We start from the raw sequence: 24,891 nt of genomic DNA, 5'->3' as shown, positions 1-24,891 counted from the left end.
ACATTAGCTATGTAGATTTTCAGCATCGCAAGATGGTCAGCTTGAGATGTTGCAAAATGTCGCTAGCGGCTTTAATCCCAGATAGAGCTGCTCCTTCCATGTAGCCTTGCCATTCATAGAAAGAATTTGTGTGTTCCCCTGCAAAAAACAGGTTGTCAACTGGCTTGCCTTCGTTACCGCAAATCGTGGTAAATTGCCCTGGCTTGTAACAGGAGTAGCTACCTTGGGCGAGGGGGTTAGCAGTCCAGTTTTCTAGGTGTACGAGTAAATCGCCAGCGCGATCGCGTGTTGCTTGGGCGATCGCCCCAGGATAAACTTTTTCCAAATCTTTCAAAAATAGGTGCGCTTCTGTTTGCACGCGATTGGAGTTAAGCGTCGCTCCCCTTCTACCACTAGAAAAGTCTACTAATATGGCGCGATCGCCACTTGCCCCAGTCGGGTTTGTTTCCCAAGTGGTTTGATGGTGGGATAAATTAGAGTACGATGCACCACTAATGCCACGATCTGCCCAAGGACGACCATTAAAACCCAGCATCATTTTGGCGTGAGTGGCTTGATCGAGTTTATTAATTGCTTCCTGCTTCCAATCTGGTAGTTCTAAAGTTGCGTCTAGTTCGACTTGGCGCAGTAGTGCAAAAGGAATTGCTAACACTACGGCATCGTATGCGACATCAATCGTGCGATCGCCGTTGTCGAAAGTGACCTCTATGCGGTTTGTTGAATTCTTGCGTACCCTCACCAGTCTCATCCCCAACTCAATCTGTCCTTGGAGTTCTTGGCTTAATCCTCGGACTATTTGCTCGTTACCCTCAACGATGTGATAACGTTCGTCACTAAAAATTTGAAAGGGAGAAGCTTGTGATGTTTCAATGTCTCGTACCACCAACAAAAAATTCAGACAGCTTTGTTCTTCCAACTCCAGCCCATATTCTGCCATATAGGCTGCATTCATCGCAGCCTTAATTGTATCTCCTACTTGGCGTTTTTCTAAATATTCCAATAAATTGATTTTGTCAAACCGTGCATCCGCCGACGTAAAGCAATCTACAGTTGGTGTGGCAGAGATTTTCTGTAAGTCTTGTGTTATTTCAGCTAGAAACTCTTGATATTGTTCTAAAATCGCCGATTCAGTGTAGTGCTGTCCGTTGAAATAGCAAGCGAATTCTCCTGGCTGCTGAGACACGTCTTCCAGCGTGAGTTGAAATTGTCGCGCCCAGCGCAGGATAGTTTTGTTTTGGCTGTCGATCAGTTCTCCACCCCGTTCGATGACTTGATGCGGGAATTTCGCGGCTCCAGGGAATGTTTTACCGAGTGAATAGCAACGTCCGCCGACGCGATCGCTCGCTTCGTAAATTGTGGCAGAGATGCCTTGCTGCTTTAGTTCGTAGCCACAAGCTAAACCTGCTAATCCCGCGCCTACAATCCCAATTTTGACATCTCGCTCCCCCTGAGGCGAAATGTAAGAGCGCTCTAGCTGCATCGCTACGTTCCCCAAAGCCGTTCCCATTAGTTGGGTTTCTCTTTCCCGTACCGTGGATTGAGCAGCGCTGGCTTGCATCTGAGCTATCTGTTCGATACCCTGACTGATTGAGAGATGATTTTTTTTGGCGTAAATTCCGATTTTTATAGCACGTTTAAGGTCTTGAAACAACAATGAACGACCCATAGATCTCTTTTAAAAGTTTGATTGAAGTTGTTTAGGTGCGATCGCGCTTTGACTAGTGGCTGTAATGGCGATCGGGAAAACACGTTTAATTTTACTGCCCTGTCAAAATTTTTTATGGTACTTAATTTAGATGAAGCGATCGCTGAAGCATCTGCTTAGCATTCTCCTGCACTCAAAAGAATAATTCCGGCAACAATCAAAGATACACCAAATAGGTTGCCATGAGAATAGCTTTCGCGAAAAAGCAAAGCTCCAACTAAAAATGCCAAGATAAATTCTAGCCCAACCACGAAAAGATAGGTGACTCCTAAACTAGAATCGTTCATGGCTATGGCTTCAATACTAGCCCCGGCAATTAAAAAGAAATAAACTAGCAAACTAGGTACGAGTTCAGATAGTCCCTTGGAAAGTTTCATATACATGCCACCCAAGGTATAAGCAAATGCGGCAACTAACACCATCATTAAATACATAAACTCGATCCTTTAAACTTGAAATTTTACAACCGGACTTTTTTTGTTGTTTTATAGCCTAGTGAATTTAGCTACACTTGTTATTTCTACTATCAAATAAATGAACTTATTTACATAAAACCTTCGCACTCTTATCTCGCGTCAATACTCAACAACTATCAAAAATCCTTCAAGATTTTTTTAAGTTTTTCAAAATCCTTAAAAAATATATATTAGATTCATTATTGGAACCACAGTATTTTTACGGGCAATAGTTAAAAACAAGCTGAACTTTAAGAAAAATTTGCGAGTCGATTCAGTGAAAATGCCGATTTAACGAAATACGGAACTTCCACGGACTGCAAAAACGATTGTTCGACTAGAAATCAGCTACTAATTACGGAAAAGTCAGATGCTAAATCCGATCATCTTCATAGAGATTTAATCCTGAACCCCTTTAGTAGCAGTAGCTTCAGCAGAAAGGTTTTTGAGATTCTTTTACAAGAAGAGAGTTATCTATTCCTAGTTGCTGACAGTCATAAATTTATAATTTCTTTATGTTTGGGAGGGTTGAAATCGAGTAATCATTAACTTCGATCGGCAAGTTATTAGTTGTTCTTATTAGAGTTAAAAAATAATTTTATCGATTAGTACAGTTAATTACCTAAAATGTGCTGTACGACTTATAACCAGAGTTAATATTGTTGCTGTCTCTAGCTATACATTTAGCATCGATTAACGATGCTGGTACAGCCTGGTAATAGTAATTACATAGTTGAAAAAGGCGATTTTAAAGCTGCAAGTCTTCAGTGTTCTGCTTTTTGTTTTCTTGCACTGACACTCAAATCTTTCTAAAGACTCACAGATATCGGTCTTAAGATAGGCGATCGCCACCTCGAAAATCTGACTGACGAACGATGTTAGATCTCTCGTTCATCCTACAAGCTATACGTATAAATACTTTACATCCTGCTTGCAGCAGAAATTACCAGTAGTTTTAGTAGGAGATTAATATGAGCATCGAAAAAAGAGTTGAAGCAGTTGCTAAGAACGTTGAAGGCAAAGTTCAAGAAGCGATGAGCGAGCTGACAGGCGATCCCAAAGATAAGTTGGAAGGACAAGCAAAACAAGAGGATGCAGCCACAATGCACGCTCAAGAAGATGTTAAAGATAAAGCTAAAGATTTCATCGACAAAACTTTTTAAGCGTCAAACTGTCAACAGTTAGGCGCGATCTCAAGAGGCAAGGGGTCAAGCTGCCTCTTGCCTTTATTTATTAGGAGTCGGTAGGGGCGGGTTTCTAAACCTGCCCGTACAGGAGTCGCCCAACTGAAGGAGAAAGAAATTTACAATCTCCATACCCTACACCCCACACCCCACTTACCACTAGCCACCAGTCACTAGTCACTGTTAACTGACGACTGATAACTGACGGTCGAGTTGTTCGATCGCGCGATCGAGTAGTTCTAACCCCTCAGTCACAGACTCGATAACGCTGAGTTGACCGCGTAATTCAGCTGCACCGTTAAAACCTTTAGCGTACCATGTCATATGTTTGCGGGCTTGACGCACACCGCGATCGCCCTTGTATTCCCACAGCGCTTGAAGATGTTCTCTAGCACATTGCAAGAGTTCGACTGGTGTAGGAGACGGTAATTCTCGTCCTGTCTTGAGAAAGTAATCTACTTCTCCAACTAAAAACGGATAGCCTAGCGTCCCTCGCGAACACATCACCCCATCTGCACCTGTCTGTTCCAAACACTTCACTGCTGCTGCTACAGAAAAAATATCACCATTGCCAATTACAGGAATCGACAGCACTTCCTTTACCCGTGCAATCCATTCCCACTTTGCCGCACCGTTGTAGCCTTGGGCGCGGGTACGCCCGTGAACGGTAATCATTTGCGCCCCCGCATCTTCCATCCGCTTGGCAAAGTCTAGGATGGTTATTTCTTTATCCGTCCAACCAATGCGAGTTTTTACCGTCACTGGTACATCGACGGCTTGCACTACAGAACGGACGATCGCTTCCGCAACTTCTGGTTGTCGCAACAGCGAAGAACCACCACCATTTTTGGTAATTTTATTGACCGGACAACCCATATTAATATCGACTGTATCTGCCCCCTCTTCAACAGCTTTGATGGCGGCTTCTGCCAAAAAGTCAGGGCGACAGTCAAATAGTTGAATGCTAATCGGTTTTTCTTGCGGTTCTACCTCCATAATTTTAGGCAGCTCTTTGACATAGTGCAGCCCGGTAGCATTCACCATTTCGGTGTACATCATTGACTCTGGAGCATAGCGGCGCACTAAACGGCGAAACACTAAGTCAGTTACACCCGATAGCGGTGATTGTAAGACTCGACTATTAACTTCAAACGAGCCGATTTTAAGAGGTGTTGAGAGTCTAGCTTGCAAGCTAGGAGATAGGGCAACCATAGGAACGAAAGGAGTTAGAGTTTCTACTTTAACGATAAAGAGCGTTCGTTTCGCGCGATCTAGTCTTCATTTTGCGCGATCGCTAATAAATTTTAGCAAAAGCAAATTAAAGGATATATACAAATATTACGAAATAATTCTGGTGATTGCGAATAGTTTGCAAGTTCCGAAATAATGAAAGATGAAAATAATTAAAATTTCCATTCGTCGCGATCGCATCTGCTTGAAACTGTTGGTGCATGACTTGGCAGGCTCATCGTAACAGTTTTCTCAGTGGAAGCGATCGAAATTGGTAAAGAGGGAATCCCCATCTTTGCAGCGCTGTTTCATGTCCGAATTTGGCTTGGAAGTCAAGATCGTTCTTTCATTTTTGAGCGCTTAATTTGAAGTTTTGTAACAGAAGCTTTTCCACAAGCTATCTCGACTTTCAGTAGACCGATTTGAAAGTGAGGACAATAAATAATGATCGAAACTGCAAGCGATCGCAAAGCCCAACATCCTTGGTGGGCTGGTAATGCGCGCCTAACTAATTTATCAGGCACATTTTTAACTGCTCATATTGCCCATGCTGCGATCGTAGCCTTTAGCATTGGTGCGCTGATACTGTTAGAAATTAATCGATATTCTCCCGACCGTCTGATGTCAGAACAAGGGTTATTTCTCTTACCTCGACTGGCTACACAAGGGTGGAGTCAGGTTTCTGACGGTCAAGTGATTGACACTTATCCCTTTTTTGCTTTTGGAGTTGTACTGCTTGTTTCCGCCGCAGTTTTTACAGCAGGCACTTTATTTCACCGCTGGCAAGCTCCGGCAAGCTTAGAAGAGTCCAAAAATCCTCTAGCGCGGCAATATCATTTTAGTTGGGACGACCCCAAAAAACTGAGTTTTATTTTAGGAAATCACTTGATTTTCTTAGGAATAGGGGCTTTATTGTTAGTAGCAAAAGCCATGTTTTTTGGCGGACTTTACGATGCTAATATCGGACAAGTGCGCGTCGTTACCGATCCCATTTTAAATCCTGGAATAATTGTAGACCGCATCGGTCATCTATTTGATGTCAACAATCTTGAAGATGTTGTTGGCGGTCACATTTATGTTGGTGCGCTGTTAATTGTGGCAGGAATATGGCACATCATTACAGAACCGTGGGATTGGGTCAAACAACGTTTTCTCTTCTCTGGTAACGCCATTCTTTCTTACTCTCTATTTAGTCTTGCTTTGACAGGATTTGCTGGCTCTTACTTTTGCGGATTTAATACCCTCGCCTACCCAGTTGAGTTTTATGGTGCGCCCTTAAGCCTCAAATCGTCCTTATTACCGCACTACTTCGACCCAAACCAATTAGAACCTACAACTCGCGTTTGGTTGGCAAATACCTACTTTTACCTATCGTTCTTCACTCTCCAGGGTTCTCTCTGGCATTTTGGACTGGCATCTGGCTACTTTGAACCCGTTCTACAATCTTGGAAAGCAGCTTTCTCGGAAATTAGAACTGCAAATTTAGCATATCAGCGAGCTTTCAACCACCAGCCTCAACCCAATTGGAATACATTCTATGAATCTCCTCAAGTTGAGCTTCAGCCAGCTTTTGCTTACCAAGAATCTGCCCAAAAATCTTTGAACTATCTTTACGAACCCTCCTCAAATTTAGTTGCATCCACAAGGACAAAATTACAGCCCAATCATCGACAAGTGCTTTACCAATTCAACTATCCCAACGACGAAGAAAAGACTTTTTACGAAAGCTCTAGTCGTGAGAGAAAATCGAAGTTAGAATACCCCTCCCCCATGCCTCAGAATCTTTACGAGACTACTTACCAAAAACAAAAATCTAGCAAGTTGTATGGGGGTTAATAGTTATCAGTGTAGAGACGTTACATGTAACGTCTCTACAAAGTTATCAGTTATCGATGGCTAGTGACTGGTGGCAAATACAGGATCTAAAAGCCCCCCTTGTTAAGGGGGGTTGGGGGTAACTAAAAGCCCCCCTTGTTAAGGGGGGTTGGGGGGATCTAAAAGCTCCCCTTTTTAAGGGGGGTTGGGGGGATCTAAACGACCTAGTAACTAGCTACCAGTCACTGACTTAAACCACTACAAATGTGGTCTAAATGCGTCCCAACTTCTTGCCCAGCTTCCGCGCCAACTAAACGAGTCGTGACTTCCTTTAATGCTTGAATTGCTTGCACGGTGGGCTGAATCGGAACACCTAGAGTACTGAAAGTTTCCTTCAACCCAAAAAGAACCCGCTCTTCAATAATGGAAGGATCGTCAGCTAACATAGCGTAGGTAGCATAACGCAAGAATAGGGTTAAATCGCGAATGCAGGCTGCATAGCGACGAGTGGGATACATATTACCCCCAGGACAGGTGATATCTCCATATAGGAGCGAATTTGCTACTGCTTGACTGACAATACCAGAGGCATTTTCACTGATAGTAGCAGCTGCTTTTACGCGCAACTCTCCTGTTTGGAAATATTTTCTCAACTTTTCCAACTCAGGTGTATCGAGATATTTACCTTGTCGATCCGCAGGATTGATAACAGAAGTAATCGTGTCTTGCATAATTTTTTCTCCAACTGATTGCTTCGTTTTTAATTGCAGAATTTATGTGCTGAAAGTTTGATGTTTTGAGTTGTCTAACCCTTAACAAAGGCAAACTCCAATTACCTCACCAAAACTTAATACATGGCTCGGATTAAATAATCGAAATAAGGTTTGACAAGATCGGCTTCTTCGCGACTCATTAAACCTGTAGCAACCTCTTTTAAAGAGCGCATACAACTACCAATGTTACTAACAGGAACACCTAGGGATACATACATTTCGCGCATTCCATTTATGCCGATATCATCTAAGGGTTTCATGTTTCCAGCTAATACGGCATATGTAATAAGTCGGAGATACCAGGCTTGATCTCTTTGACATAAGGCAGTTTTTTTCGGATCGCCGCTGTTGCTGGGAGTATTTGGTATCACCTTCCAAAATCTTTGGCTACCCTCTTGGACAATTTTTTGTTCGTTTTGCGATAGGATTTGCGCTACTTTAAGTCGCGTCTCTCCAGTTTTAAAAAAATCTTGTAGTTTATCTAATTCCGTGCGGCTAAGAAAGCGATCTGCTTCATCAGACTGAGCTATAACTTGGGCAACAAGGCTCATTATTTTATCCTCCGGTAAGATAGGAAAAAACCAGTTTCCTCTAAAACAATTGTTGACTTTATTGTTGCAAAAGTCATTAGCATTTTTCACAACTTAATAAACAATTTTATAACTTAACAAATAGGATTTTTCTTGCTTGAATATAGATTAATTTCTATAGTAAAAATTCTAGGCTTGAGTTTCAATATTGATTGACTTAACTCTCATATAACAATAGAGTTTGGGTTATGAAACCCTGACAAGTTCTATTGCTAAGTCATTAGTAAAAATGAGCGATCGCAATCATACGATATGATATCGATACAATACGGTTTGTAGATAGCGATCGCTCGAATATTACAGCAACATAGTGCATCAACGTATAGGGTATATAGCCATGCATCCTGAATTTTTGCGTAGTTAAAATTACTGAGTTGATTTCAATTCAAACTTTTGTCTAATGCCATCAAATTTTCAAGCGCATTATTACTGAGATATTGAACAATCACATCAATATTTATTGTCCACCTCCATAACAAAAATCGGCAAACCTTCTGAAGCTTACCTCATCTTCATCAGGCTAGCTTGGACATGAAAAATTCATAAATTGAATTATGTCTAGGCTATTAATTAGTCAATATCATGCTGAAGTAGATAAAGTTATTCAATACGGTGGTTCGCGCAAAGAAACTTCTATTCGGGTGGCTTTTCAAAACTTACTGAACGAATATTGCAAACCGAGAGAATTTTACCTAATTCCCGAATTAGACTACAAAACTAGAAATGGCAAACTTGTCTATCCTGACGGTACAGTAAAAGACGCTTTGCGTTTAGACTGGGGTTATTGGGAAAGTAAAGATCAATTTGATAATCTAGACGAAGAAATCGATAAAAAGCTGAAGAAAGGCTATCCTGACAGCAACATTCTATTTGAAGATTCCCAGACAGCAGTTTTAATTCAGAGTAGCAATGAAATTTTGCGCGTTCCTATGCGCGATGGGGATGCGTTAGATAAAGTTATTTCTACCTTTATTAATTACGTTCGTCCTGAAGTCAAAGATTTTCGGACTGCAATTGGAGCTTTTAAGCAAGATTTACCAAAGATTCTAGATACACTACGCGATACAATTGAGCGGCAAAATGAAAGTAATACAGCATTTAGAGAGTGTAGAAACAACTTTTGGGAGATTTGCAAAAAATCAATCAATTCTGAAGTCACGTTGTTAGATGTGCGGGAAATGATGATTCAGCATATTTTGACCGAAGATATTTTTATTAATATATTTAATGAATCGCAGTTTCACAGAGAAAATAATATTGCACGGGAATTACAGAGAGTTATCGATACCTTCTTTACAGGTGGTACGAAGAAAAACTTGCTCGATACAATTGAGCGTTATTATGGAGTGATTAGAAGAACTGCGGCAAATATTTACAACCATCATGAGAAGCAGAAGTTTTTAAAAGCTGTTTACGAGAATTTTTACAAAGCATATAATCCTAAAGCTGCTGACAGATTGGGAACTGTCTACACGCCGAATGAAATCGTTCGGTTCATGATTGAGAGTGTAGATTATTTAACTCATAAACACTTTGGTAAGATTTTAGCCGATAAGGATGTAGAAATTCTCGATCCGGCTACAGGTACGGGAACTTTTATTACTGAGTTAATTGAGTATTTACCTAAAAATAAGCTTGAGTATAAATATAAGAATGAGATTCACTGTAATGAATTAGCAATTTTGCCGTATTACATTGCAAATTTGAATATTGAGTTTACCTATAAACAAAAAATGGGTGAATATCAAGAGTTCGATAATATCTGTTTTGTCGATACGCTTGAGCATACCAGTTTTCATGAGAAGCAACTAGATATGTTTGCACTATCTGTGGAAAATACTGCGAGGATTAAGCGCCAGAATGACAAAACTATTTCTGTAATTATTGGTAATCCTCCATATAATGCTAAACAAGGGAATTTTAATGAGAATAATGCTAATCGCACATATACGGCGATAGACAAAAGAATTAAAGATACATATATTAGAGAAAGCAAAGCTCAAAATAGAATTGTTGTATATGATATGTATACTCGGTTCTTGCGTTGGGCAACAGATAGAATTAAAGATGGAATTATATGCCTTATTACGAATTCTTCATTTTTAGATGCTCGCGCCTTCGATGGTTTGAGAAAGTGTATTCAAAATGAGTTTTCTTTTGCTTATTTTATTGACTTGGGAGGTAATGTTAGAGCAATTTCAGGAAAAAATGGAATATTTATTTCTGAAAAACACACTATTTTCGGTACAAGTGCTATGACAGGTATCACTATAGGTTTTCTTGTCAAAGATGCCAAAGCAAAAGGATGTAAGATATTTTACTCTAATCCCTTTCATGAACATGAAATAAGAGAAAAAAAATAAATTATCTTACTGTTAATAAATTTCATAATTTTGATTTTGAGCATATTATACCAGACAAAAAACATAACTGGATTAACCAGGTTGATAATGATTTTGATAATTTAGTACCTTTAATTGATAAAGATGTAAAAGCTGGAAAAGCACAGCAAGCAGTGTTTCAAGTCTTTTCAAGAGGAATTGCAACTCAGCGTGATGAATGGATATATGATTTATCAAAAAAAAGCTTAGTTGCAAAAATGAATTTCTTTACAGAAATTTATCAAAATGAATTTAACAATCACAATCAAAGTAATTTTTCGCAAGAAATAAAATGGGATGAGGATTTAAGAGCCTACTTTAAAAGAAGAATTCAAAAAAAGTTTGAGGAAGATAAGATTGAATTAAGTCTTTATAGACCTTTTTATAAGCAATATTTTTACTTTGATAAACATTTTAATGGAAGAACGTATCAGTGGTTTGATATTTTCACTAATCAAGATCTTGTCAATAAATATATAGCTTTTTCAGCAATCGGAAATACCAAATCATTTCACTGCTTAGCTAGCAATACAATAATTGATTTACATCTAACAGGTGATTCTCAATGTCTTCCTCTCTACCGCTACGACAAAGAAGGAAACTGCATCGACAACATTACCGATTGGGGATTAGAACAATTTCAAATCCATTACAACGACTCTACAATCACCAAACTCGATATCTTTTACTATACCTACGCCATCTTACACAATCCCGAATATCGAAAAAAATACGAACTCAACCTAAAACGAGAATTTCCGCGCTTACCTTTCTACGAAGACTTTCATCAATGGGTAAACTGGGGTAAACATCTGATGGATTTACATATCAATTATGAAACCGTCGAACTTTATCCTCTAAAACAAATCGATATCCCCTGCGGAGATAACACACGTACACCCAAATCAAAATTAAAAGTAGATAAAATCAAAGGAAGTCTCATTCTAGATGAAAATACTACCCTAGAAGGCGTACCAAAAATTGCTTGGGAATATCTTTTAGGCAACCGTTCCGCCCTAGAATGGATTTTGAATCAATACAAAGAAAAGAAACCTAAAGATCCAACTATTGCTGAAAAATTCAATACCTATCGCTTTGCAGATTATAAAGCCCAAGTCATCGATTTACTATCAAGAGTCTGTACGGTAAGCGTAGAGACAATGAAGATTGTTCAGCAGATGAATGGTTAATGCAGCTCTTGTAGCATTATCAATTGGTATCCAGACTCACCTTGAACTTAAGTTCAAGGCTAATAGCAAAAGTCTACTTCAGTAGACTAAAAACGATCGATCTTGCAGCCGGATTTATCCGACTTAGGTTATGAGACTGTGAATTGGTTCACAGGCGGACGTTGCAATCAGTGCAAGATCTTCAGTTAAGTTACCGCAAGCGATCGCCCCCTCAAAAAAAATTCACTACAGTGCTTGACAAGCTAGAATAGACATGGCATGATGATAAATCGTCCGACTAAGGGACTGTAGTTCAATTGGTTAGAGCACCGCCCTGTCACGGCGGAAGTTGCGGGTTCGAGCCCCGTCAGTCCCGTTAAAATGTATTGATGTAGAGACGTTCTATGGAACGTCTTTATATTTGTTTAACCTAAATACCTGGATCTATGATTCGCGTTCGCATTGCTCCCAGTCCCACTGGTAACTTACATATCGGTACAGCAAGAACCGCAGTATTTAACTGGCTGTTTGCCCGCCATCACGGGGGACAGTTTATTTTACGGGTTGAGGACACGGATACGGAGCGATCGCGCCCTGAATATACTCAAAATATTCTCGACGGTTTAAACTGGCTCGGTATGCACTGGGATGAAGGTCCCATATTTCAGTCAGATCGTCTAGATATCTACAAGCAACGAGTACAAGACTTACTCGATAAAGGTTTGGCATATCGCTGTTATACCACCGAGGCAGAATTGGAAGAAATGCGGGCAGCGCAAAAAGCCAGAAACGAAGCACCCCGCTACGATAACCGCCATCGAAATTTAACCCCAGAACAAGAAGCAGCTTTTACGGCTGAAGGTCGTCATCCTGTGATTCGGTTTAAGATTGACGACGATCGCGAAATTGTCTGGAACGATTTGGTGCGAGGAGAAATGCGCTGGCGCGGTAGTGACTTGGGCGGCGATATGGTAATTGCCCGTCGCGCTGAAGATGGTAGCATCGGTCAGCCCTTGTATAATTTTGCTGTTGTCGTGGATGACATGGATATGAACATTACCCATGTAATTCGCGGTGAAGATCACATCGCCAATACAGCCAAGCAAATTCTACTTTACGAAGCTTTTAACGCAAGCGTACCAGAATTTGCCCATACGCCCTTAATTTTGAATATGACAGGGCAGAAACTTTCTAAGCGAGATGGGGTGACATCCATTTCTGACTTTAAGAAAATGGGTTTTGTCGCAGAGGCGATCGTCAATTACATGACATTATTAGGCTGGTCGCCACCTGATTCTACCCAAGAAATCTTTACCCTAGAGGAAGCGGCAAAGCTATTTAGTTTCGATCGCGTGAATAAAGCTGGGGCAAAATTTGATTGGGCAAAACTAGATTGGATTAACAGTCAGTACCTGCATCATATGCCCGTAGATAAGTTAACCGATCTGCTGATACCCTATTGGCAAGAGGTAGGATACGAGTTCGATCCGGTAAGCGATCGCGCTTGGTTGGAAAAAATTACAGCCTTAGTTGGTGCGAGTTTGGCGCGGCTACCGGATGCTGTGGATATGTGTCGGTTATTCTTTGTCAAATCTGTGGAATTCAGCGCCGAAGCAACCGAACAACTCAAGCAAGCAGGGGCTGATAATGTGGTTCAAGGAATAATCACTGCTCTGGATGGCAGGGCTGAATTAAGCGCAGACAGTACCCAGGAGATTATTAAACAGGTGATGAAGGAGCAAAACGTCAAAAAAGGATTGGTGATGCGATCGCTCCGTGCTGCTCTCACTGGCGACTTACACGGTCCCGATCTCGTTGAATCGTGGCTGATTTTGCATCAGAAAGATTTGGATAAACAACGATTGCAAGAAGCGATCGCGAAGTAAGAAGATCCCCCCTAGCCCCCCTTTTTAAGGGGGGAACAAACATTTCAAAGCCTCCCTTAAAAAGGAAGAACAAGCATTTCAAAGTCCTCCTTTTTATAAATAGAATCAGCATTTCAAAGTCCCCCTTTTTAAGGGGGATTTAGGGGGATCTAAAACGAGGGTAGAAAAGTATGCAAACTCATCAACTTTACCTTCCAGAAATGGGCTGCGGTACGTGGGCATGGGGTAATCGCTTGCTCTGGGGCTACGATGAAAGCATGGACGACCAGTTACAAGCAGTATTCGATCTCTGTGTCAGCAATGGCGTGACTTTATTCGATACAGGTGATTCTTATGGTACTGGGCGCTTAAACGGACGCAGCGAAATGCTGTTGGGGCAATTTGCTAGAGAATATCAGGGGCTTGAGAAAGAAAATATTTGTATTGCCACTAAACTAGCTGCTTATCCCTGGAGATTGACCCGTCAATCGATGGTTAAGGCTGGTAAAGCTTCTGCTGAACGTTTGGGTAGGAATGTCGATTTGGTGCAAATGCATTGGTCTACAGCTAATTATGCCCCTTGGCAAGAGTGGGTATTATTGGATGGTCTTGCCGATTTGTACGAACAAGGTTTAGTCAAGGGAGTTGGTTTATCAAATTATGGTTCCCAACGGCTGAAACAAGTCTATAAAAAGTTGCGCGATCGCGGCGTTGCGATCTCTACGCTACAAGTTCAGTATTCGTTGCTATCTACCTATCCCGTTACCGAATTAGGTATTAAAGATGTATGCGATGAATTGGGAATCAAATTAATTGCCTATAGTCCTTTAGCGTTGGGAATCTTGACCGGAAAATATGCTCAAGGTGCTTTACCCAAAGGAATTCGCGGTTTATTATTTCGGCAGCTATTACCAGGAGTGCGTCCGTTGTTAGGATGCTTGCAAGAGATCGCAAGTTCGAGAAATAAAACTATGTCTCAAGTGGCAATTAATTGGTGTATATGTAAAGGAACTATTCCCATTCCTGGAGCGAAATCCGTAGCACAAGCAAAAGAGAATTTGGGTGCTTTGGGTTGGCGATTGGATGCTAGTGAAGTTGACGCACTCGATCGCGCTGCGGCAAGTACGGATAAGAAAATGGTACAAAACATTTTTCAAACTAAGTGAAGATACAGTTTTATGTCACGCAAAGACGCAAAGACGCAAAGAAGATCGCTAAGTGGAGATTTTCGTAAAAACCTATCTTTATCTGCGTTGCAATTCATATTACAGTAGATTTTTTAAGTTAAAAATAAAACTTAATAGGAGTTTTGCAACAATGTAAAACCTGCTCAAACTCCAATTGATAGAGAGTAAATTAGTCTGCTTATCTCCGACTCGTTTCCGATTGGATTCCTTCTACCAGCTTCACCATCATAGTCGTCAAGCTATCGTATTTCGGTTGCTCTGCAACTGAAGATTTATGGCGACAAAAGATCGGTGCAACTCTTTGCTTAACTTGAGAGCCAACGGTAAAACAAATATCTCCATCTTCGTATTCAAATAGAGGAAAAGCACCGTTACCCCACTCTTTCGCCAGAGATACAGCTCTCCCTAAAGAGATAAATTTGTCGATTTTAGCGTATTCGCTGCGATCGCTGCGATTTGGATATGGTAAGTTGCCTAAAAAGCCGCCATCACTCCATTGATATAATTCGTAAACTTCTGTGGGTAAGTCAAAGGGTAAATCTTTCAGCTTTTGCTTAATTTCTGCGTAACTCAGACCGTCTTCCAATATTGGATAAGCAACACGACCATCGGGAGATTTCGGTGGCACGTAATTTGCGATAAATTCTAGGGCTTCATTTAAAGTAGATACCATCCTCTTCTGCCTCAAAGACTACTGCATTGCATAATACTATCTATGCTGCACCGAACCGGTACATCAAACATCCGCTCTACTGAAGAATTAGCAATATTTTTGGTTTCTTAACGTTTAATTCCTTTAAATCGTTCTTGTGCTGATTGAAACGCCGATCGCATCACGGCTTGAATTTGCTGCGGATCGGGCTTTTTGCCTCCCATCAAGTCACCAAAGTAGACACAAGCCCCCTCTCCTAGCGCCCATGTATATGCAGCAGCCCAGGAAGCAGCGATGACGCTACCAAATCCAGGAATGAATTTAATCAATTCTCGCCCGATTGCCTGTGCCAAGAAACCCCCTGCGATCGCGCTGACTACGCCCCCTGCTTGCGACGGGGTTAATGTCTGTCCGTATAATTTCCCTAAGAGGCTGACCATCGATACCTGTACGGCTGTGAGGACGGGCATGGTAGCAAAGGGTAAAGGTACGGCTGCTAAAGTAGCGGCGGCGATCGCAAAGGCAAGCATGTAGCGCCGTCCTACGTCCCGATAGAGGTTGCCAATTTGCTGACCTGCTTTTTCATCCAATAACTGATAGATTGCCCTAGCTTCGGCTTCTGGGAGCAAATCGGCTAACGTATCTCTCAAGGCTTCTAAACCATAAAACACTGGGTTATAGTCATCTTCTTCTAAGGTAAAGTCGATAAGAACCGCGCGATCGTATAAGCCGCTAAAGTTCTCTTGAATGGCACTAAAGGCGCGAGTCACGACATCAAATTGAGGTGGATAGTCTGGGTGATCGGCTGTCCCTGTAGGATAAACCTCATGCAAGCAACTGACAGCTAGCAAGCAGGGAATATCTGGATATTTCTGGCGTAACGTTTGCGCAATTTGTTTTAAGCTATCGGTAGCAAAATCGTTAATTTTTACCGTGAGAATCAGAACTCTAGCGCAATGGCTAGCTTGTTGCAGATCGCCAATCAGTTCTTGGGCGATCGCCTGCGTCTCTCGATTCACATCTCCCAATCCCACTGTATCGGTAAAAATGAGTAGCGGCAGATCGTTAGTCGGATAGGCATATCGTTGGGTATGTTGCGTATGAGGGCGAAATCCTTGTCCGACGATTTCGGCTGAAACTCCGGTTAAGCCGCGCACGATCGAACTTTTTCCCGCCTGGGGTTTGCCAATGAGTAAAGCTTCTGTCGTTGGTAGTTCGGCGCGTACCGTCGCTAAAATGTCTGCTACTCGTTCATCGCTGACGCTGAACCAGTTGACTATCGTTTGTGCTGCTCGATCTACAGGCAGAAGTTGCATTATCTTTGCTGTCGTTTGGTTCCAGACAGCACCAATACCGTCACTCTGAGACTCTTTAACTGTCTCGTTTGTGACTCGATCTGACGAGGGCAATTCGCGATCGCGTTGTTCGGTCATTGACATCAAAACAGGCGATAGGTTCCAATAACATCCTATCGAGCTATGAGACGCGATCGCACTACCTAAATATTTATCTTCGATCGCTTGTTTTTGTGAGGAGAGGCGATCGCGCTATAGTACTGTTCTACTCAGCCTGTTTCAATTTCTCTATTAAAATAGCCGTGACTTCAGCTTCAGGATCGGACGGGTCAAAGGGATAAGGTTGAAGATTTGTAGGGTTACGACGGCTCATCAAAACTTCCAATGCAGCTCGAAAAGCTTCATCGTCATTGTACGGAGATATATTGTTTCAATTCAGCGTTTGTCATTTGGTGTAGGTCTGACATTATGGCACAAGTTTCCAATTTCCAGCCCCTTTTATTATCAGCGCAATTTCATCAGTCCTTCCAGCCTGGATCTAAAGCGTTTTTAACTTTTGGTCGTAACGAAAAACTTGAATTTGCTAGTAGAAATTAGAAAGCACCTGACAAAGGAATACTGTAGTTTCTAACTGTTTCTGCGTTGGCAAGTTACCACTCCTGAGGATACATCAAGTGTAGCGTATCAGAAGTTAGTGAAGTCGCTCAACTGTATTTTTCTTATTTATAGTAAGTGCAATCGCATTCTGCTTTAAAATTGGGAGCGCGATCGTATTTTATAGATAATCTTTCGTCATTTTCTCATCGATAATTCGGTAATTTAACGACCCGTTTCACCCGCCGCTAGTAACTTTTCGTTCTCAACTAACCAATTCGATACGGTCGGTGTGCAAGCGGATTGTTAGGCTATTGTCGCCTCACTAGTGAGTTTATCCGTTCGGTTGTAACCAACCTTTAATCACAGCTTTTCCGATTTTAAGATACTTATTTTCTAGAAAAAATTCATCAATTGTAGTATCTCCTCCTGCCTTCAAAGCAGCTATTGCCCTCTGCTTAAGATCTGGCTTTGCTGCAACATTGACATAGGTTATTTGTTCAGATTCAGTTGCAGTAGGGTTAGTCTCTTCAAGCTGCTTCAAAAGTCGTTGAATCTCGTCCGCAGCTTCAGCAAGAGTTTGTCCTTCTGGTGAAGCATAGTTATATTGCTTAGCCTGTTGACGAGCACTGTCCTGAACTTGGTTAGCAAAGTTAGCAATTTTAGCTTCTCGCAGGTCGTTACTAAATGCGTTTGAGTCAGATTGACTTGCTGCCACTGCTTTAGCCTCCACATGGATTGGTTTGGTTGCTTGCAACTTAACAATTTCTACTAAGTCAGCACTTTGCTTACGGTAAATTGTGATTTCAGTATCTTTTGCTTCTAGATCTTTACGATATTGACTCTCTAGAATTTTAATAGCTTTAGTATAAATTCTATTAAATTGCTCTTCAAGAATGGACTTGTTTATTTCGGGTGAAACTTCTAGTCGAATCACAAATGCTTCAATACTCTTTTTCTCAATTGCTTGGATAGATAAGTTATCTTCACCATATTTCAATTGTAATTTTTGAAAGGATTCAAAGAATGCTTTCCAGTCGATACCGTCTGTGAAAAACGGAAAGTTTCCATATAATCTTTTTCTAGATCGAGACAGATCGAGTATTACAGCTACTTTTTGTCTGAATATATGGACAATTTCTTTTTTACATCCCTATTCGAGGATTATACCGAATTCTTCCGTATAACTACCCTTCACGAGAGGATTATCTGGAATTTTTCCGTATATTCCTTGGTGTTACACAGAATTTTTCCGTATAACATCCTAATTAAGAAAACGGAATTTTTCTGTATAACATCCTATGGAACAGCGTCCGAAAAAGCTGCTCGAACAAGTACAAGACGCGATTCGTCTTAAGCACTATTCTTACCAAACAAAAAAAACTTATATTTACTGGATTAGACTGAATTGAAATATTGTGTAAAGCGATCGCATCTTTTAAATTTCTTTGATTTTAAGGAGAGGCGATTACAAAAACTATTATGCTACTCAGTCTATGTAAGCTTTTCCTTCTTTTTAATTATCAGACTGTTACCTCAACAACTTCTCCCACAGTAATTGTGTCTATTGCATGACGAACACTTGATACTAAAGGTACGAGATCGGGCAAGCGATTACTCGCAGCAACCATTACGACAATCGAAACTCTAGCTTGTTGCAAGTTTTGCTGATATCGTAAATTTCGATCCGTAGTCAGTAAAACAGTAAACCCTGTTTGATTCATGAGTTGGAGTAGTTCGCCATTTTTTTTACCTGCCCAACCCATCTCTACAACTGTAAAAATCTCATAATCGGTCAGTTCGCGTTTAAGAGGTTTCGGTACGCATTCATCAAGCAGGATTCGCATATGCAATCAGCATTTCCTTGGCTAATTCTAGAGTTGCGATCGCTTGTTCGCGACTCACGCTAGGAAAGTGATCGAGAAATTCATCCAACGAGTCACCTGCCTCAAGATAATCGAGTAAGGTTTTAACTGGTACGCGAGTACCGATAAATACAGGTGTTCCTCCTAATATGTCGGGATCGCTATGCACAACACGAAGTTTTGAAGACATAATTTTAAAATATTTAAATATAAGTTGTTCGTATTCCTTCGATTCTAGTCTAGAACCACTCGAAATCTGTCACGCTCTGTTGGCAGATGCGATCGCGCATCGTTAAAAAGACAGGCGATCGCATTTAAAATCTAATTCAGTTGTAGAAAGCTACATCCTACACAGGAACCCCAATTCCCACTAATTTCTCGCTTAAATCCCACATTTTCTGGGCTTTTTCATCGTCGCGGGCTTGAGGCGAAACTTTTTGCACGAAGGATTTACCGTCTTTCTTCTGACGATTTCCCCAACTCCAATAAGCACCAGATTGCTTGTATTCAGGATCGATAACTACAGCAGCTACCCGTTCGCCAGCCAACTCCTGAGATACATATCCTCCCGTGACATGTTTTTGAAACAATGGGAAGAGTTTTTGAAACAGCGGATAGTGGTTGCGGAACAGTGGTGTATCGGCAACGCAACCAGGATAAAGAGACGTAAAAGTAATTCCTGTGGAGTCATGATAGCGACGGTGTAGTTCTCGCATTGTCAATACGTTACACACTTTACTATCTTTGTAAGCTTTGACGGGTTCAAATTTCTTGCCGTCAATCATCGAAATTGGTGCTTTAAATCCAGCTGCAAAACCATCTAAATTCCCTAAATCTGGACGCGGTGGAATCTTCCCACCCAGTTCGTCTGGGTTATGCGTTACGGTTCCCAAAATGACGAGCCTTTTATCCGCAGCTGGCGAATTCTTCAAATCCTCTAACATGAGGTTACACAGGAGAAAATGACCGAGGTGATTGGTAGCAACGTTTAACTCATATCCTTCTGGGCTACGTAACGGCTCCTTGAGTAAGGGCATATAGATTGCTGCATTGCACACTAGAGCATCCAGGTGTTTGCCTGTTGCCCGAAAGTCCTTAACAAATTGCCGCACGCTCTCCAAGCTAGCTAAGTCCAGATGGATGACCGTGTAGCTATCTTCCGGTATGCTGACACTCTGAGCCGCAGCTTTTGTTTTGGGTATATCCCGACATCCCATAACGACATACCAACCTCGTTTAGCGAAGGCTTTTGCTGCATACAAACCAACACCCGAAGAAGTTCCTGTAATAACAACGGTCGATTGCTGTTGTGCCATTTTCTTAAATCATTATTAATCGCGTTTTCTATTTTTTAGGATCTCATATCAATGGATCGCTAGTGCTAATGTTTCTAAGTATTGCAATGCGATCGCCACAAATATGAGAGCGATCGCCCTACTTGTGAAAAATTGCTATTCTCTATTCATCCTGCCTAGTTGTTTTGGTTAAGCAGCACGACTGTGTAGCTGCCAAAATTCTTTAAGATTTCTGTATGTGCCGTTAATTCTGTTAAAGCTGACTTCACAGGACTGTTATGAGAGTCACCTTCCAAGTCAATAAAATAGAGATATTCTCCTAGCGATCGCTTAGTTGGACGAGACTCAATCCGGCTGAGATTGATATTTCTTTGGGCAAATACCTGAAGCGGTTTTACCAATGCACCAGGAACGTTGGCAGGTAAACTAAAAGCTAGAGACGTGTGACTGCCTATGGTCGAGGACTGACGACTGAGTACCCAAAACCGCGTGCAATTATCGGGATAGTCAGAGATACCACTAGCTAACACGGGTAAGTGATAAAGTTTTGCTGCCCGTAGAGAAGATATTGCCCCCGCAGTTTTCGCCCGTTCTAAGTGCTGTAATGCCTCAGTTGTAGAATTTGTCGGAATCAATTGGACACGTGGCAAAAATTGTGTGAACCACAACTGACACTGTGCCAGTGCTTGAGGATGAGAATAGACGACTTGCAGCGTATCCAGACTTTGAGCGTGGGAAAGCAACACATGGGCAATTGGCAAGACTAAAGCTAGTTGAATTTGTAGCGTATCCAACAGCCACATCATATCTAAAGTGACGGCAACACTGCCCTCAATCGAATTCTCGACTGGTACGACAGCAATCTGTGTTTCTCCTTGCGCCACAGCCTTGAGAGTTTGAGGAATGCTGGGATAGGGATGCAAGGCTGTCTCTTGTCCTTCCTGTTGCAATCGATCGCGATAGGCGATCGCAGCTTGTTCGGAATAAGTGCCACTGGGTCCCAAATGGGCAATCGATACGGTCATGTTCGCCTGCTAGCGCCGCTAAAAGTCATAACTCAATATAGCAGGGAGCGCACGAGCAGTTATCAGTGACCAGTGACCTGCGACCAGTGACCACGCACCACTGATAACTGAATTTGGGCAAAGAACTTCATAGTACTTTATAATCGTTAACAAGTGTAAAGATTACCTTCATGATTTATTCATCTTTTGGACTGAATTCCAGTAGGATGAACTCATGGGCTTAAAGAAACTATAAATTCTCTCTATAGGCAACATTGCAACCCATGTATACTCGGTTCACCGCCTCTCAGTCAGTGGAAATTGTTGTCCCAGAACAACCAATACCGATCCAGCACTATCTGCGTCAACCCCAACGCCTGGTAAAAGCTTTGGTAGACCCCAGCCGGATCGAGCAGTTAAACAATGAAAGCTTTCGGTTGAAGATCCGTCCGCTCTCATTTATGACCCTGAACATTCAACCAACCGCAGACTTGAAAGTGTGGACGGAACCGAACGGTACGGTGAATTTACGATCGGTTGCTTGTGAAATTTTAGGATTAGATTACATCAACCAACGGTTTGAGTTAAATCTGTGCGGTCATTTATCTCCTTATCAACACCAGAATATTACTCTACTTAAAGGTAAAGCCGATCTAGAGGTAAAGGTTGAACTGCCTTTTCCTTTGAATATGACACCCCAACCAATTGTTGAGACTACTGGCAACGGCTTACTCAAAAGCGTGTTGGTGACGATTAAGCAACGCTTGCTACATCAACTTTTGACCGACTATCGCAGTTGGGTGAATGACAATCAGAATCAGTTACCAGTTACCAGTTACCAGCTACCAGTAAGCGAGGCTTAAAGCGAGTGGTGCGTGGGGAGAATTCGGAATTCGGAATTAATGCGTGAATTGCTCCTCTGCTCCTCTGCTCCCCTGCTCCCGACTCCCGACTCCCTTCAATTGGCAAGGACGAAAAGACAGCCGATGCAAGCGACAGGGACCGTGTTGTTGCAATCCCTGGATGTGTCGCTGAGTTCCATATCCTTTATTTGTGACTAAATCGTACTGGGGATATTTGACTGCAAGGCGAGTAATTAGGGCATCGCGCCACACTTTAGCGACGATACTAGCAGAAGCGATCGCCAAAGATTGCTCGTCTCCTTTCACGATCGCCTGTTGCGGGATCAATAAATCTTTAATGGGTTGTCTGCCATCGACTAAGCATAGTTCGGGCTGAATTTTTAGTTTCAGGACTGCCCGTTTCATGGCTAGTAACGATGCTTGCAAGATATTAATGCGATCGATTTCAGCAGAGGTCGCAAAACCAATCTGCCAATCAAGTGCTACCTGACAAATATGGGCTGCTAATTTCAAACGGCGATCGCGCGATAGTTTTTTGCTATCTCTAATCTGGGCTGCTACTAATTCCTTCAAGACTGATGGAGGTAAAACTACTGCCGCTGCTACCACCGGACCAAATAAAGCACCTCTGCCTACTTCATCCACTCCAGCGATGAGGATAGAGTATCGATCGCTTAAACCTGAGTCAAAGTCCTGGGTAATGCCATTGTGAATTTTAGATTTTTGAACTTTAGATTTCAGTTTTTGAATGGACGATGACTTAGGCATAATAGTCAATCAAAAAAAGTAGGTGGGCATCGCCCACCCTACACTATACACAAGCCCCCTTTTTCAGAGGGGTTGGAGAGATCTTTACACAGAATTTACTCGTCACCATCTGCCGAAGAACGACGGCGACGGCGACGGACTGGAGTTTTGCGATCGGTTTCGCTGTCTTCTATCGCTGGTAGTTCCGATTCAGTGTTTTCAGGAATTGCAGCTATAACCGGAGTATCGGCAGCAGCCACGCTGTCAGTGTCAATGGTAGATACTTCTGAATCGGACGTTGTGCCATTTTCACTTTGAGGCAAAGGAGGTGCTTGCCCAGGCAAAACGACTTGCACGATCGCAGATTTGGGATTTTTCACTTCCCTGTCTAAGCGTACTAGGGGCGATACGCCCATGACGGCGTAAATTGCCTGTTCCTCGGGTGTCATTTCCACCACAATTGTTTCTGGTGGATCGATCGCGACTTTGACGGGTTCCGGCTTTATGGGTTTAGACCGCTCTGGTTTTTCTATCCAGCCGCGATGGTCGCGACTTAGCGTTCCGCCTGCGGCATCGCGGCGATCGCTATAGGAAACTTCAGCGGCAATTGCCCCTTCCGATTCTACTTCTGGATCTGGATCTCGGTCGTTGAGCAGGGTAAGTGAATTAGCCGCTGCCCGTGGATTTTCTTCTTTGTAGCCCCCCTCGCCGATGCGCCGCCGCCGCCGCCGCCGATTATTCCCCGCGTCGCCAATTTCTTGATAATTGGGATGGTTGATCGGCATTAAGTCTTGGCGATCGCTATCGAAGTCATTACTAAAACTTTCTGCTTCCAATCCCCAACTACTACTACTAGTACTTTCGCGGGGTTCTACTGACCGAGGGTTGGGCATGACGCGGTATGAGTCCCGTGCTGGCTGTGGGACTGACCATTCGGGTTCTCGTGCTGCTGATGGCATTGATACTTCTCGTTCTTCCGATTCTCCTGGCAGGTGTACGACATGTCCTAAGCCGCCGCATGTAGGACAGGTGCGCCCAAAGAGTTCGTAAATATTTTGACCTTGGCGTTTGCGGGTCAGTTCGACTAAACCCAATTCTGACAGTTGGGCAATTTGCGGTCTGGCTTTGTCCGCTCTTAAGGCTTTATTAAAATGCTCTAAGACTTGTAACTGGTCGCGGCGCGATTCCATATCAATGAAATCTACCACGATCACCCCTGCCAGGTTACGCAAGCGCAACTGTCGGGCAATTTCTGTTGCCGCTTCGCAGTTCGTCCACAGTACGGTTTCTCTTGCCGTAGCGGAACGGGTAAAAGAACCAGAGTTTACATCGATGACCGTTAATGCTTCCGTCGGTTGAATAATGATATAACCGCCAGAAGGCAACTCAACTCGCGGTTTGAGGGCTTCGCGAATTGCGGCATTGATGCGGAAATATTCCAAAATGGGAATGCGTTCGCGATGGTGGTCGATCAACAACCCTTGAGGCGGCTGTCCGCCACCCCAATTCATCAAGTATTGCTTGACCCGCTTGAGTCCGGTAGCAGAGTCTACCACGATGCGATTTACGTCCGAGCCATACATATCTCGCAAGACGCGCTGAATAAAATCGTCATCGCGGTTAAGTAAAGAGGGAGCGCGGGTAGATTGCGCTTTCAGTAACACCTCTTCCCACTGTTTTTGGATCGCCTCTAGGTCTTCAATAATTGCTTCTTCTGGCTTGCCTTCGGCTTCAGTACGAATTAACAAGCCCATGCCAGCAGGTTTAATTAAAATTGCTAAAGCCCGCAAGCGGTTGCGTTCGTTTTCATTTCTGATCCGTTGCGATAAGTTAACTCCCCGTCCAAACGGCATCAAAACTACGTAGCGACTGGGTAAAGTGATATTACCCGTGAGCCTGGGTCCTTTATTGCCCGTCGGCTCTTTCATAACTTGGACTAAAACTTTTTGCTGCGGTGCGAGTAGTTCTGTAATCGCTGCCGCAGTCCGTTTCAGCTTTAACGGTCCGAGATCGGTAACATGGATAAAACCGTTTCGTTCTGAATCGCCGATGTTTACGAAAGCTGCATCTATACCTGGTAAAACGTTTTCTACGACACCGAGGTAAATATCACCAACTTGATGTCGTCCGGTAGCAACGACGAGTTCTTGAATTTGATCTTCTGAAAAAACAGCAGCAATGTGATGCTGCTCTGCTATGATAATTTGTTTTGGCATTCAATT

The 24,891-nt window shown here is 42.4% G+C and carries 21 protein-coding genes, 1 tRNA gene and 1 pseudogene; 9 read left to right on the top strand and 14 right to left on the bottom strand.

The window, feature by feature from the left end; genetic code table 11:
- Positions 1-19 precede the first annotated feature (19 nt).
- Positions 20-1,666 carry an NAD(P)/FAD-dependent oxidoreductase gene (locus H6G17_RS16875; protein WP_192159081.1) on the bottom strand — a complete coding sequence of 549 codons (1,647 nt, stop codon included), beginning with the start codon at positions 1,664-1,666 and terminating at the stop codon, positions 20-22.
- 21 nt (positions 1,667-1,687) lie between these two features.
- On the opposite strand from H6G17_RS16875, the gene H6G17_RS16870 reads away from it, so the two are divergent.
- Complete coding sequence (locus H6G17_RS16870; RefSeq protein ID WP_192159080.1) at positions 1,688-1,825, top strand: hypothetical protein; 138 nt, start codon at positions 1,688-1,690, stop codon at positions 1,823-1,825.
- Here the strand turns inward: H6G17_RS16870 and H6G17_RS16865 are convergent.
- Positions 1,822-2,139 (bottom strand): SMR family transporter, encoded by a 318-nt coding sequence (locus tag H6G17_RS16865; RefSeq protein WP_015156288.1) that lies wholly within the window; start codon positions 2,137-2,139, stop codon positions 1,822-1,824. The two genes, H6G17_RS16870 and H6G17_RS16865, sit on opposite strands and share 4 nt — an antisense overlap.
- A 992-nt stretch (positions 2,140-3,131) precedes the next feature.
- Between H6G17_RS16865 and H6G17_RS16860 the strand changes: the two genes are divergently transcribed.
- Entirely contained in the window at positions 3,132-3,323 is a 192-nt protein-coding gene (locus H6G17_RS16860; protein WP_015156289.1) for a hypothetical protein, read from the top strand.
- Positions 3,324-3,527: 204 nt separating this feature from the next.
- Here the strand turns inward: H6G17_RS16860 and dusB are convergent, their stop codons facing one another.
- Positions 3,528-4,556, bottom strand: a complete 1,029-nt coding sequence (gene dusB / locus H6G17_RS16855) for a tRNA dihydrouridine synthase DusB (RefSeq protein ID WP_039713960.1) — start codon at positions 4,554-4,556, stop codon at positions 3,528-3,530.
- Positions 4,557-5,018: 462 nt separating this feature from the next.
- Here dusB and H6G17_RS16850 point away from each other — a divergent pair, with 462 nt between their 5' ends.
- The gene (locus tag H6G17_RS16850; RefSeq protein WP_192159078.1) at positions 5,019-6,410 is read left to right on the top strand and encodes a chlorophyll a/b binding light-harvesting protein; all 1,392 of its coding nucleotides are present in this window, start codon (positions 5,019-5,021) and stop codon (positions 6,408-6,410) included.
- A 221-nt stretch (positions 6,411-6,631) separates the two neighbouring features.
- Here H6G17_RS16850 and H6G17_RS16845 read toward each other — a convergent pair whose 3' ends face one another.
- Together H6G17_RS16845 and apcD are read right to left on the bottom strand one after the other, a co-directional pair.
- Positions 6,632-7,120 carry an allophycocyanin subunit beta gene (locus tag H6G17_RS16845; RefSeq protein WP_192159076.1) on the bottom strand — a complete coding sequence of 163 codons (489 nt, stop codon included), beginning with the start codon at positions 7,118-7,120 and terminating at the stop codon, positions 6,632-6,634.
- A gap of 116 nt (positions 7,121-7,236) precedes the next feature.
- Positions 7,237-7,713: an allophycocyanin subunit alpha-B gene (apcD, locus tag H6G17_RS16840; RefSeq protein ID WP_192159074.1), complete on the bottom strand. Its 477-nt coding sequence runs from the start codon at positions 7,711-7,713 to the stop codon at positions 7,237-7,239.
- A 593-nt stretch (positions 7,714-8,306) separates the two neighbouring features.
- Between apcD and H6G17_RS34685 the strand changes: the two are divergent.
- The 4 genes and pseudogenes from H6G17_RS34685 to H6G17_RS16820 all read left to right on the top strand — a co-directional run bounded on the left by H6G17_RS34685 (position 8,307) and on the right by H6G17_RS16820 (position 14,333).
- Positions 8,307-11,323, top strand: a pseudogene (locus H6G17_RS34685) (type ISP restriction/modification enzyme).
- Positions 11,324-11,604: 281 nt separating this feature from the next.
- Positions 11,605-11,678: transfer RNA gene (locus H6G17_RS16830), tRNA-Asp, on the top strand.
- A 70-nt stretch (positions 11,679-11,748) separates the two neighbouring features.
- Positions 11,749-13,188, top strand: coding sequence for a glutamate--tRNA ligase (gene gltX / locus H6G17_RS16825; RefSeq protein WP_192159073.1), 1,440 nt, complete (start codon positions 11,749-11,751; stop codon positions 13,186-13,188).
- A 170-nt stretch (positions 13,189-13,358) separates the two neighbouring features.
- Positions 13,359-14,333: an aldo/keto reductase gene (locus H6G17_RS16820; RefSeq protein ID WP_192159070.1), complete on the top strand. Its 975-nt coding sequence runs from the start codon at positions 13,359-13,361 to the stop codon at positions 14,331-14,333.
- A gap of 199 nt (positions 14,334-14,532) precedes the next feature.
- Here H6G17_RS16820 and H6G17_RS16815 read toward each other — a convergent pair whose 3' ends face one another.
- From H6G17_RS16815 to H6G17_RS32630, 3 genes are all read right to left on the bottom strand, one after another.
- Positions 14,533-15,027, bottom strand: coding sequence for a hypothetical protein (locus H6G17_RS16815; RefSeq protein ID WP_015156299.1), 495 nt, complete (start codon positions 15,025-15,027; stop codon positions 14,533-14,535).
- A 107-nt stretch (positions 15,028-15,134) separates the two neighbouring features.
- On the bottom strand, positions 15,135-16,439 hold the full coding sequence (locus H6G17_RS16810; protein ID WP_192159164.1) for a 50S ribosome-binding GTPase: 1,305 nt from the start codon (positions 16,437-16,439) through the stop codon (positions 15,135-15,137).
- A gap of 790 nt (positions 16,440-17,229) precedes the next feature.
- Positions 17,230-17,895: a hypothetical protein gene (locus H6G17_RS32630; RefSeq protein ID WP_199316772.1), complete on the bottom strand. Its 666-nt coding sequence runs from the start codon at positions 17,893-17,895 to the stop codon at positions 17,230-17,232.
- A 301-nt stretch (positions 17,896-18,196) separates the two neighbouring features.
- On the opposite strand from H6G17_RS32630, the gene H6G17_RS34680 reads away from it, so the two are divergent.
- Positions 18,197-18,307 carry a phage integrase N-terminal SAM-like domain-containing protein gene (locus tag H6G17_RS34680; protein WP_347276437.1) on the top strand — a complete coding sequence of 37 codons (111 nt, stop codon included), beginning with the start codon at positions 18,197-18,199 and terminating at the stop codon, positions 18,305-18,307.
- A 111-nt stretch (positions 18,308-18,418) separates the two neighbouring features.
- On the opposite strand, the gene H6G17_RS16795 is transcribed toward H6G17_RS34680, so the two are convergent.
- From H6G17_RS16795 to pheA, 4 genes are all read right to left on the bottom strand, one after another.
- Positions 18,419-18,742, bottom strand: coding sequence for a DUF5615 family PIN-like protein (locus H6G17_RS16795; protein WP_192159159.1), 324 nt, complete (start codon positions 18,740-18,742; stop codon positions 18,419-18,421).
- Complete coding sequence (locus H6G17_RS16790; RefSeq protein ID WP_192159068.1) at positions 18,726-18,950, bottom strand: DUF433 domain-containing protein; 225 nt, start codon at positions 18,948-18,950, stop codon at positions 18,726-18,728. The genes H6G17_RS16795 and H6G17_RS16790 overlap by 17 nt, the downstream gene beginning before the upstream one ends.
- Positions 18,951-19,107: 157 nt before the next feature.
- The gene (locus tag H6G17_RS16785; RefSeq protein ID WP_192159066.1) at positions 19,108-20,076 is read right to left on the bottom strand and encodes a protochlorophyllide reductase; all 969 of its coding nucleotides are present in this window, start codon (positions 20,074-20,076) and stop codon (positions 19,108-19,110) included.
- A 155-nt stretch (positions 20,077-20,231) separates the two neighbouring features.
- The gene (pheA, locus tag H6G17_RS16780; protein ID WP_192159064.1) at positions 20,232-21,080 is read right to left on the bottom strand and encodes a prephenate dehydratase; all 849 of its coding nucleotides are present in this window, start codon (positions 21,078-21,080) and stop codon (positions 20,232-20,234) included.
- 263 nt (positions 21,081-21,343) lie between these two features.
- Here pheA and H6G17_RS16775 point away from each other — a divergent pair, with 263 nt between their 5' ends.
- Positions 21,344-21,922, top strand: coding sequence for a DUF1997 domain-containing protein (locus H6G17_RS16775; RefSeq protein WP_192159062.1), 579 nt, complete (start codon positions 21,344-21,346; stop codon positions 21,920-21,922).
- 36 nt (positions 21,923-21,958) lie between these two features.
- On the opposite strand, the gene H6G17_RS16770 is transcribed toward H6G17_RS16775, so the two are convergent.
- Positions 21,959-22,690, bottom strand: a complete 732-nt coding sequence (locus H6G17_RS16770; protein ID WP_192159060.1) for a ribonuclease HII — start codon at positions 22,688-22,690, stop codon at positions 21,959-21,961.
- 95 nt (positions 22,691-22,785) lie between these two features.
- Positions 22,786-24,885, bottom strand: coding sequence for an Rne/Rng family ribonuclease (locus H6G17_RS16765; protein WP_192159058.1), 2,100 nt, complete (start codon positions 24,883-24,885; stop codon positions 22,786-22,788).
- Positions 24,886-24,891: the final 6 nt, after the last annotated feature.

This window comes from Chroococcidiopsis sp. [FACHB-1243] (assembly GCF_014696895.1).
GTDB lineage: Bacteria > Cyanobacteriota > Cyanobacteriia > Cyanobacteriales > Chroococcidiopsidaceae > Chroococcidiopsis.
The sequence above is the reverse complement of the archived record's forward strand: the minus strand, read 5'-3'. Positions and strand labels throughout refer to the sequence as shown.